We start from the raw sequence: 10945 nt of genomic DNA, 5'->3' as shown, positions 1-10945 counted from the left end.
AGCAGTTCAAGTTACCCGCCCGCCGAGAACGAAGTTACCCAAGGTGCATCAAAGCCAAACCACAGAAGTATGCGACGAGAAAACCTAGTAAAAACAATGCCAGTCAGGCTTAACTGACTGGCATTAGCCCATGGCTCCTTTTTTACGGCTATCCGGCGCAGCGTCACCCTGCCACTTCGGCGAGAAATTCGGCGAGCGCCTGGTTGATGAACGCGGAGTTCTCCAGGGTCGAGATGTGACCGGCCCCCGGGATCTCCCTGAACGGGCACCCCAGCACCTCGGCCATCAGATACCCCTCCAGCACAGGGCGAGCCTTGTCCTCGCACCCCGTCATCACCAGTGCGGGCAGCCTCATCTCTTCGAGCCAGTCGATGCGATCCTCCCGGGTCACGAAGCTGCGCCCCACCGCCACCAGGCTCGCCACCTTGTCGGCGGGCCATTGGGCCAGCCGGGCCTTGAAACCGGCCATCAGGGCCGCGTCCGGTTGATGGGCGAAAAAGAGCGGCGCCACCTGATCGGCGATGGGCGCAGGCACGGCGCCGACCTGTTCGATCATCGCCAGCATGCCGAGATAGCGCTCGCAGGTGATCTGGGGTTCAAGGCCGACGAAGCTGTCCATCAGCACCACTCCCTTGAGGCGAGCAGGCGCCATGCGCGCCAGCTCCACGCCCCACATGCCACCGATGGAGAGCCCCACCAGCACGCACTCGTCGATGCCAAGGGCATCGAGCAACGCCAGATGATCCCGGGCCAGGGTCGCCAGGGTGCATGGCCCCTCGGGCAGCACATCGGAATCCCCGTGACCCCACAGCTCGGGCACGATGCAGCGATACTGCCCCTTGAGGGCCTCGATTTGCGGTACCCACATGGCACTGCCCCACAGGTAACTGTGGCCAAAGAGCAGTGCCGGACCCTGCCCCTCGTCCAGATAGGCCATGCGGCGGCCCGCTATCTCCATAAACTGCTTCATGTTTTCTCCTGTTGCCAGCGGCGATGAAACTGGCTTTCCTGTTTTTCTGTTGCCAGCGGCTGATGAGGTGGCAGTGTAACACGCCACCCTTGGCAGGGGTGCCCGCCTGGTGCAAGCTGGAGAGACTCACAACGAGGAGTCACCAAGGAGAGGATGATGGCCAAGGAAAAGAGCAAGAAACGCCCCCGTCTGGACAAGAAGACCTACGAACATCACCTCACCCACCTGCAGGAGGAGCTGGTCAAGTTGCAGGAGTGGGTCAAGCAGGAGGGGCTCAAAGTGGTGGTGCTGTTCGAGGGGCGCGACGCCGCGGGCAAGGGCGGCGTCATCAAGGCGATCACCGAGCCCCTCAACCCCCGGGTCTGCCGGGTCACCGCCCTGCCCGCCCCCTCGGATCGGGAACGCACCCAGTGGTACTTCCAGCGCTACGTGGCGCACCTGCCCTCGGCGGGCGAGATGGTGCTGTTTGATCGCTCCTGGTACAACCGGGCCGGGGTCGAACGGGTGATGGGCTTTTGCAGCGACGACGAGTATCGCGAATTCCTGCGCGCCTGCCCCGAATTCGAGCGGATGCTGATCCGCTCCGGCATCACCCTCATCAAATACTGGTTCTCGGTCAGCGACGAAGAGCAGGAGAAACGCTTCAAGGAGCGCATCAACACTCCCATCAAGCGCTGGAAATTCAGCCCCATGGATCTGCAATCCCGCTCCCGCTGGGTCGAGTATTCCCGCGCCAAGGATGACATGTTCACCTACACGGATACCGAGGATTGCCCCTGGTTCGTGGTGGACGCCGACGACAAGCGCCGCGCCCGCCTCAACTGCATCTCCCACCTCCTTGGCAAGGTGCCCTACGAGGCGATCCACTACGAGCCCATCACCCTGCCCCCCATCAAGACCGAAGGGTATGAGCGCCCGCCGCTCACCAGCCAGCACTTCGTGCCGGACGTCACCGCCGCCCTCGAGTCAGACAAGCACGGGCAGTGACGGGTTCCGGCCAGCCGCACCCGCTGGCCGGAACCCGGGCTTCGGATGACGGGCAATAAAAAGCCGGTCTTGCGACCGGCAAAAGGCATTGAACGTATAGAAAGGAAAACCTGGCACTCTCGCCCTCTCAGGCGCGGATATATTTGGCCGTGCGCGGGAACGCCTGCTCTTTGGCATCGAACAGGTAGCAGGCTTCGGCCGGGATGCCGACGCTGTACTCCTGGCCGGTGGCCACGTCGATGTCGGAGCTCGCCTTGACGGTGAAGTCGTGACCATCCACGTCCATGTAGACGAAGGACTCGGCCCCCAGGTGTTCGGCTACCTGCACCACGCCGCTCACGCGGCTGTCGGCATGGGCATGACCCAGCGGCACCAGGTGCTCGGGGCGAATGCCCAGCTCCACCTTGTCGCCCACCGCGCCGCGACGGGCATCCACCCGTGCACGGACGGTATCGCCGGAGGTGAGCTTGACCAAGCACTCCTGCTCGCCGATCTCCACCAGCTCGCCCGCCAGGAAGTTCATCTTGGGGGAGCCGATGAAGCCTGCCACGAACTTGTTGTCCGGGTTGTGGTAGAGCTCGAGGGGGGTGCCGAACTGCTCCAGGTTGGTGGCCGCCTCGCCCTTGAGCGGGCTCAGCACCACGATGCGGTTGGCCAGCGTCATGGCCTCCACCTGGTCGTGGGTCACGTAGATGATGGTGGAGTTGAGCTCCTTGTGCAGCTTGGCGATCTCGATGCGCATCTTGACCCGCAGGGCAGCGTCGAGGTTCGACAGCGGTTCGTCAAACAGGAACACCTGCGGCTGCTGCACGATGGAGCGGCCGATGGCCACCCGCTGACGCTGACCGCCAGAAAGGGCCTTGGGCTTTCTGTCCAGCAGCGGCTCGAGACCCAGGATCTCGGCGGCGCGCATCACCCGCTTGTGGATGTTCTCCTTGTCCATCTTCTTGAGCTTGAGGCCAAAAGCCATGTTCTCGTAGATGTTCATGTGCGGGTAGAGGGCGTAGGACTGGAACACCATGCCCACGTTGCGCTCCACCGGTGGCACGTCGTTCATGTAGCGCCCGCCGATGGTCAGCTCGCCGCTGGTGATGTCTTCCAGACCCGCGATCATCCGAAGCAGGGTGGACTTGCCGCAGCCGGACGGGCCGACGAAGACGATGAACTCCCCTTCCTTGATGTCGAGGTTGATGCTGCGCAGGGTGTCCTTGTGGACAGCCGGGTCGTAATTTTTGCGAACGTTGTTGAGTACTACTTCAGCCATGTCGAGCTCCGCTCTTGAATCTTTGCAAATCGTGATGACGGGGGGAGCCAGCTCCCCCGGCCATGAACCGTTAACCTTTCACGCCGCCTGCGGTCAGACCGCCCACCAGCCAGCGCTGGGCGAGCAGGAAGACGACCGTGATGGGGAAGCCTGACAGCACGGCGGCTGCGGCGAAGTCACCCCACAGGTAGTTCTGCGGATAGAGATACTGCTGGGCCCCGACCGCCAGGGTCAGATTGTTCACATCCTGCAACAGGATGGAGGCCATGGGCACCTCGGTGATGGAGCCGATGAAGGCCAGGATGAACACCACCGCCAGAATGGGCACCGACAGGGGCAGCAGGATCAGGCGGAACGCCTGCCACGGAGTAGCGCCATCAATGGCCGCCGCCTCCTCCAGGGAGGAGTCGATGGTCTCGAAGTAGCCCTTGATGGTCCAGACGTGCAGGGCGATGCCCCCCATGTAGGCCAGGATCAGGCCGCCGTGGGTGTTGAGACCCAGCCAGGGGATGTAGTCACCAATCTTGTTGAAGAGCGCGTAGATGGCCACCAGTGCCAGCACCGCCGGGAACATCTGGAAGATCAGCATGCCCTGCAGGATGGTGGACTTGCCACGGAACCGCAGACGGGCGAAGGCGTAGGCACAGGTGGTGGAGAGCACCACTATCATCAGGGCGGTGATGCCCGCCACCTTGATGGAGTTCCACAGCCAGGTCAGCACCGGGAACGGCGGCGGCGTGATGCTGCCATCGGCGTTGGTGATGGACATGCCGAGCGCCAGCTTCCAGTGATCCAGGGTCGGATTGGTGGGGATGATCTCCCCCACCGAGAAGTTGCCGTTACGGAACGAGATGGCGATGACCATGATCAGCGGGAAGATGATCAGTGCCAGGAAGCCCCACATCACCAGGTGGGTTGCCCACACCCGGTATTTGACTGATTTGGGTTGTACGATTGCCATGTTGAAGCCTCCTTACAGTTGCTTGTCGGCTTTGGACAATTTCAGGTTGAGCAAGGCCAGCGCACCCACGATGAGGAAGATGGCGGTGGCGATGGCACTGGCCAGACCGTAGTCCTGACCACCCGAGCCCTGGAACGCGATCCGGTAGGTGTAGCTCACCAGCAAGTCGGTGGTCCCGGCCGGCGTGGTGGCTCCGATGATGTCCGGTGCCCCGTTCGTCAACAACTGGATAAGTACGAAGTTGTTGAAGTTGAAGGCAAAGGATGCAATCAACAGCGGTGTCAGCGGCTTCATCAAGAGCGGTACGGTGATCTTGAAGAAGTTCTGTACCGGCCCCGCCCCGTCCATGGCGGACGCCTCGTAGAGATCTTCCGGAATGGCCTTGAGCAGGCCCATGCAGAGGATCATCATGTAGGGGTAACCGAGCCAGGTGTTGACGATGAGGATCATCACCTTGGCCAGGAAGGGATTGGTGTACCAGTCCGGCTTGATGCCGAAGGCCGCTTCCAGGAACAGGTTGATTTCACCGAAGTTCTGGTTGAACAAGCCCTTGAACACCAGGATGGAGATGAACGCCGGTATCGCATAGGGCAGGATCAGCATGACCCGGTAGAAACCACGCCCCCTGAGCTGCTCCCACTGCACCAGACACGCCAGCACCATGCCGATCGCCAGGGTGAACGCCACCGAACAGGCGGAGAAGATCACGGTCCAGACGAAGATCTGCATGAAGGGACTCTGGATACCCGGGTCCGTCACGATGCGCATGAAGTTTTTCCAACCCACGCTCACCACGAAACCGGGGGCAATGCCCTTGCCGACGAAGTGACCTTCCGCATCGATGTACTGGTAGAAGCCGGTGTCACCGTTGGGCAGCATCAGCTCGCCGCTCTGGTTGTCACGCAGCAGGTTGCTGTCCTTGATCATGACGCCGGACTTGAGCACGGCGCCGTCGACCAGCTGGGTATAGAGCTGTTTCTGGGCGGCGAACTTGCGCAGGCTGCTCAGGGTCAGATGGATATCGCCTTCCGGCAGTACCACATCCAGGGCACTCAGGTGGGTGCGGTGATCAACGATGGCACGAATGGGTGCCGCCTCGCCGACCATGGCCCCGTCCAGAGGCTGCAACTGAACAACCTGGGGCTCGTCACGGACCCGTCCTTCACGGACGGCCAGGGTACGCGCCTTGTTGTTTAGCAAGGTAAGGGGTTGACTGATAAAGGATTGGTCGTCCTGTTTCAGCAACAGCTGAAACTGATTGTTCTCACCACCCAGGAGGGTGAAATCGAATTCACCGCCGGTCACCTTGTAGGTTTTTTTCAGATGGTAATCCCGTGCCTGCTCAAGGGAGAGCAAGTTGGATCCCGAATAGTTGGTGAAGGCGATGCCGATCGTGTAGGCAAGAGGGAAGATGATAAAAACAACCATGCCTGCCACACCGGGGAAAATATAACGGTGGGCATAGGTCTTCTTGTTCATGAAGACATAGAGACCGACGGATACGACCACCAGATCGAGCAGGGCAAATACCCACTCGCCGCTGGCATACATCATCACGGCCGCATAACCATTAAGCACTGCGATCAGTGCCGCCATGGTCCATTTCAGCCAGACGTACTTGTCTTTCTTCGGACCGGCATAGGATTCGATAGAAGGTACTACTTCCATGCCAATTAACCTTTATTGCGCCAAGAGAGATTGAGAGAGTGGGAGGCCCGAAGGCCTCCCGGGTAGTGCATGCTTACTGGACGATACGCTTGGCAGCGGTATCCAGGGCTTCGTCAACACCCTGACGGCCAGAGGTGACGTTCTTGAGGGCGGTTTCGAAGGAGGACCAGAAACGGCTCATCTCGGGCACGGACGGCATCGGTTCGCCGTTCTGGGCGTTCTGCATGGTGGCCTTGATGCTGGGGTCGGCTTCCAGGGTCTTCTGGAAGGACTTCAGGGCCACGGCACCCAGCGGCTTGTCGGCGTTCATCGGCGCCAGACCGGCATCGGTCAGCAGGTAGTTCTCGAGGAACTCGATGGCCAGATCCTTGTTCGGGCTGGCGGCGTTGATGGTGGCACCCAGTACGCCAACGAAGGCCTTGGCCGGCTTGCCTTTCAGGGTCGGCAGCTGGGCTACGCCATACTTGATGCCGCTCTTGTCCAAGTTGCTCCAGGCCCAGGGGCCGTTGATCATCATGGCCACTTCGCCCTTGTTGAACTTGGCGTCCATCACACCGTAGTCGATGCCCTTCTCCAGGTGACCGGATTTGATCATCTCGGAGATGTAGCCGACGCCGGCCTTGGCACCTGCGTTGTTCACGCCGGTGTCTTTGACGTCATAGCCGGTGGCGGTCTTCTTGAAGGCATAACCACCGTTGGCAGCCACCAGGGGGTAGCTGAAGTAGGGGGTGTCATAGGCCCACATGATGGCGCGCTTGCCATTTTTCTTCAGGTCTTCGTCGATCTTGGCGATCTCTTCGAAGGTCTTCGGCGGGTTGGGCAACAGATCCTTGTTGTAAATCAGGCTGACCGCTTCTACCGCGACCGGGTAGCCATAGGTCTTGCCATCGACGGTCATGGCATCCCAGGCGAATTGCTCGAACTTGGCCTTGGTGGCGGCATTCGGGGTCACGGGAACCAGCAGACCGGACTTGACCCACTCACCGTAACGGTCGTGAGCCCAGAAGAAGATGTCCGGGCCGTTGCCGGTGGCGGCGGCTTGCTGGAATTTGACTTCAACCTGATCCGGGTGGGCGACGGTGACCTTGATGCCGGTTTCGGCTTCAAACTTCTTGCCGACTTCGGCCAGGCCGTTGTAGCCCTTGTCACCGTTGATCCAGATGGTCAGCTGACCTTCATCAATGGCAGCAGTGGCAGAGCAGGCCACGCCCAGGGTAGCCAGACCGATCAGGGATGACAGCAATTTCTTTTTCATGAGCCTTTCCTTGTATTAGTTCCGCGCTGTAAGAGCATTGTGTGCAGATGAATATTATCCCAAGCAGTCAATGCCTCACATGACACGCCTCGCATTTTTGAAATGCAATTACGTATTTTCTTCCAGAAAGTTATGAAAACATTTTCTTATTTCAGCGACTTAGGAAGGGATATCCCCATATTTTTGCCAAGATATGGAAATTAAGTTACAGAAAGGAAATTAATTTACACCATTGAAAGGGATTTCACCCCACTGAAAACCCTTTCATTCCCGATATTTTGTTCAATGTGTTAACAAAAGTACTGAGGTGGTTTCCATCTACATCACCCCCTTAAATAAAAAGGCACCGGAGCGGACTCCGGTGCCTTTTTGCAAGAAATGACGGCTGGATCACATTACGACTGGCGCAGCAATTGATCCTTGAGATTGGGCGGGACTCCCCTGATGGTCAGGGTGTCGGTCTGGGGATCGTAAAAGACCCGGCTGTTGAGCAACTTCTGCTCGAAGCTCAGAGTCAGGCCGCCACCGGAGCCCACAAACTTGGTCAAGCCCCGCAGGGTGGAACGGTCCGCCGGGAAGCGCTCCTCCAGCTCGTACTCCTGACCGATGAAGCTGTAAAAATCGAGGTCCCCATCACCGGGCAACTCCGCCGACAGCTCCTTGATCTCGATCTCCTCGCCGGCGCTGGCCTGCTCGGTGCAATATTTGAAGACCTGCTTCTTGTAGTCATTGCGTTCGGCCGGTTCGAGTTGGCGGCTGTCGCAGTAATCGTCCACCGCCTGCAGCAACCCCTTGTTCTGGATCTTGGCATCCATGCCCTCCCGGGCCCCCAGCAGATCCATGAAGAAATCCCCCAGCTTGCGACCGACCCGGCCCTTGCTGAAGGTGATATAACGACGCGAATCCCCCTGGGTTTTCCACTCGGTGAGATCGATGCGGGCCACCAGATTGAGTTTGCCGATATCCAGGTACTGGATGTGGCGCAGCTCCAGCGCCTCGCTCACGGTGACGCTCTCCTTGCCTTCCAGCAGGGCGATCATCAGGTAATCCACCCCCACATAGTTGTACTTGGCAATCAGCAACACCCCCTGCTCGTCCAGGGCATGCTCCACCAGCTGCTTGACCAGCATCTGGGTCAGGTTGACGGAAAAGGGGACGAACTCGGTCTGCTCCGCCAGCAGCTGCTCCAGGGCGATGCGAAAGGCGGGGGAAGGCTGCTTGGGGGCGTCTTCCCCCTCCGCCAGCTCGGCGACGGCGGCCTCGGGATCGGCGAAGAAGCCAAAGCCCTTCCCCCCCTTGCCGTTGTAGATGCGATGCAGCTCCGCCATCAGCCCTTGTACCGCCTCGTCGGCAGGCAGGGTCTGGCTGCGGGTATCGGCGTGGGGCTGGCCATCGTTGCCCGCCCGCAGGGAGTGAAGAATGATCTTGTCGATATCGAGACTCATGTCACAAAGCCATAGTGTTAGCCGAAAGGGTGAAGTATTATAAGGCGCTTTGAACCGAGGTGAACCCAAGATTATGCCCATCGTATCAAAGTACAATAACGAGCAGTTTGACGCCCTGATGAACGACCTGATCACCGCCCTGGAGAAACACAAGGCACCGGTGGATCTCAGTCTGATGGTCCTTGGCAACCTGACCACCAACATCATCAACGGCATGGCCCCGGCCCAGCGCCAGGCGATCACCGAGAAGTTCATCCAGGCACTCACCGCCTCGGTGGGCCATCGCCACGATGCGCACTGAGTTTCTTCGCATTCTTTGATGTTTTTCAAGCAGATGGATCATTATGGTCGAAACCGGCAACCCCTATCGCGATAATGTCTCTCGCCTGATCACCTGGGGGCATTGGTTCTCCTTCTTCAACATCATCCTGGCCATGCTGATCTCGACCCGTTACCTGGGCGCCATCAGCTGGCCGTCGACCACGCTCGGCGTGACCTATCTCGTCATCAGCTGGATAGGTCATTTCTCGTTCCTGAGCTTCGTCACCTATCTGCTGACCATCTTCCCCTTGAGCTTCATCCTGCCCAGGGAGAAGCCGCTGCGCTTCATTTCATCCATTATCGCCACCCTGGCGCTGGTGCTGCTGCTTATCGACACCCAGGTGTTCCAGCTGTTCAAGTTCCACTTGAATGGCCAGGTGTGGCAACTGCTGCTGGATCAGGCGCAGACCGAAGAGGGCTCTATCTGGAGCATCATCTTCGTGGCGGTGCCCGCCATCTTCCTGCTGCAACTGCTGCTGTCGGCCTATGTGTGGCGCAAGATCAACAAGCGCAAACGCCGCCAGTACGGCAATCAGGTGGGACTGGCCCTGCTGGTCTGCTTCATCCTGACCCATCTGGTCAACAGCTGGGCGGATGCGACCCTGTATCAACCCATCACCATGCAGCGGGCCAACTTCCCCCTCTCCTACCCCATGACCGCCAGAAGCTTCCTGGCCAAGCATGGCTGGCTCGACCTCGAGCAGTATGAGAAGAAGGCCGAAGATCAGGGAAGCGCTGAGCACCGTCTGCTCTATCCCTTGCGCCCCCTCAGTGTGAGCGCACCCAGCGATCACAAGAACCTGCTGGTGGTGGTGGTCGACTCCCTGCGAGCCGACATGCTCAACAACATCAACATGCCCAATCTGCAACGCTACGCGGACAACCACTTCAATTTCCGCCAGCACATGAGTGGTGGCAATGATGAAGCCATGGGGATGTTCAGCCTCTTCTACGGGCTGCCCGGCCACTATTACGGGGACATCCGGGCCGACAAGCGCCCCCCCGTGCTGTTCGACGAGATGCTGCGTCAGGACTACCAGTTCGGCCTGTTCGGTGCACTGGAAGATGCCAAGCAGTATCGCCAGAGTCTGCTTGCGGGTCTGCGCAAGCAGGTCTTAGTCTCCCGCCAGACCGATGACCGCAGGCTCATCGACGACTGGCAGCAGTGGCTTGGCACGCGCACCGCGGACAGACCCTGGTTCTCTCTGGTCTATCTCTCTAGCCCGGGGGATTATCAGGTGCCAGCCAGCATCAAGGGCCCCTTCCAGCCCGAGTTGACCCGCTTCAACCCGGCCACTGCCTATCGGCCCGAGAACCTGCAGAAGCTGGAGAACCGCTACAAGAACGCGGTCTTCTATACCGATCAACTGCTGGAGCAGATGCTGACCCAACTGCAATTGCAGGGGCTTGATGATCAGACCATCGTCGTGGTCACCTCCAACCACGGTCAGGAGTTCAACGAGACCCAGAGCAACAGCTGGGGCTATGGCAGCAATTACTCGACCTATCAGGTGCAGGTCCCCCTGGTGCTGGCCTGGCCTGGTGCCGAACCTGCGCCCCAGGCGCAGGCGAGCAGCCACCTGGATCTGGTACCGACCCTGATGAAGAACATGCTGGGTGTACGCAACCCCTATCGTGACTACAGCACGGGGCGCAACCTGTTCGAAGCCAGTACACGCACCTGGCTGCTGGCGGGGGATCAGAATGACTTCGCCATCTATCAGGGCAACACCATCACCCAGTTCAACAAGCAGGGGGACTTCGAGCTGCTGGACCGCGACACCTATCGCCCCATCAAGCACGGCACCCCGGACATGGGCACCCTGATCCAGGTGATGAACGAGCTCAATCGCTTCTATCGCGCCCCCTGATCTGCGCCAGCCCACCTCCTTGAGCCCGCCCCTATGGCGGGTTTTTTCTTGCCCGCACCACACCCGTCCTCCTGTTTCTCATGGCGTCATTCGCAAACGTATGCCACCACCTTACTGATTTAACTCTCAAAAAATTCAATTCGATCAATATCATAAAAACAAAATGATAATGATTGTCATTTATTGATCTACTTGACTCCCTC

At 59.3% G+C, this 10945-nt stretch carries 9 protein-coding genes; 3 read left to right on the top strand and 6 right to left on the bottom strand.

All coding sequences use genetic code 11. The features are described from left to right. Positions 1-163: 163 nt before the first annotated feature. Positions 164-970, bottom strand: coding sequence for an alpha/beta fold hydrolase (locus HKD46_RS14840; protein ID WP_171865601.1), 807 nt, complete (start codon positions 968-970; stop codon positions 164-166). A gap of 156 nt (positions 971-1126) precedes the next feature. Here HKD46_RS14840 and ppk2 point away from each other — a divergent pair, with 156 nt between their 5' ends. Next, positions 1127-1957, top strand: a complete 831-nt coding sequence (ppk2, locus tag HKD46_RS14835; RefSeq protein ID WP_104452734.1) for a polyphosphate kinase 2 — start codon at positions 1127-1129, stop codon at positions 1955-1957. Between the two features lie 127 nt (positions 1958-2084). Here ppk2 and HKD46_RS14830 read toward each other — a convergent pair whose 3' ends face one another. The 5 genes from HKD46_RS14830 to yejK all read right to left on the bottom strand — a co-directional run bounded on the left by HKD46_RS14830 (position 2085) and on the right by yejK (position 8550). Beyond that, positions 2085-3221 carry an ABC transporter ATP-binding protein gene (locus HKD46_RS14830; RefSeq protein WP_039038631.1) on the bottom strand — a complete coding sequence of 379 codons (1137 nt, stop codon included), beginning with the start codon at positions 3219-3221 and terminating at the stop codon, positions 2085-2087. Between the two features lie 70 nt (positions 3222-3291). Next, positions 3292-4182, bottom strand: a complete 891-nt coding sequence (gene malG / locus HKD46_RS14825; RefSeq protein WP_010674251.1) for a maltose ABC transporter permease MalG — start codon at positions 4180-4182, stop codon at positions 3292-3294. Between the two features lie 12 nt (positions 4183-4194). Further along, positions 4195-5850: a maltose ABC transporter permease MalF gene (gene malF / locus HKD46_RS14820; protein ID WP_171865600.1), complete on the bottom strand. Its 1656-nt coding sequence runs from the start codon at positions 5848-5850 to the stop codon at positions 4195-4197. Between the two features lie 73 nt (positions 5851-5923). Continuing rightward, a complete protein-coding gene (gene malE / locus HKD46_RS14815) occupies positions 5924-7105 on the bottom strand; it encodes a maltose/maltodextrin ABC transporter substrate-binding protein MalE (RefSeq protein ID WP_171865599.1) in 1182 nt (393 codons plus the stop codon). 395 nt (positions 7106-7500) lie between these two features. Next, on the bottom strand, positions 7501-8550 hold the full coding sequence (yejK, locus tag HKD46_RS14810) for a nucleoid-associated protein YejK (protein WP_039038628.1): 1050 nt from the start codon (positions 8548-8550) through the stop codon (positions 7501-7503). 73 nt (positions 8551-8623) lie between these two features. Here yejK and HKD46_RS14805 point away from each other — a divergent pair, with 73 nt between their 5' ends. Then, positions 8624-8851: a YejL family protein gene (locus HKD46_RS14805; protein WP_039038627.1), complete on the top strand. Its 228-nt coding sequence runs from the start codon at positions 8624-8626 to the stop codon at positions 8849-8851. A 43-nt stretch (positions 8852-8894) separates the two neighbouring features. Then, positions 8895-10742 carry a DUF3413 domain-containing protein gene (locus HKD46_RS14800; RefSeq protein ID WP_171865598.1) on the top strand — a complete coding sequence of 616 codons (1848 nt, stop codon included), beginning with the start codon at positions 8895-8897 and terminating at the stop codon, positions 10740-10742. Positions 10743-10945: the final 203 nt, after the last annotated feature.

This window comes from Aeromonas sp. TW 6 (assembly GCF_013168745.1).
Taxonomy (GTDB): Bacteria; Pseudomonadota; Gammaproteobacteria; order Enterobacterales; family Aeromonadaceae; genus Aeromonas; species Aeromonas caviae.
Note: the sequence above shows the minus strand (reverse complement) of the source record. Positions and strands in the feature narration are given on the sequence as shown.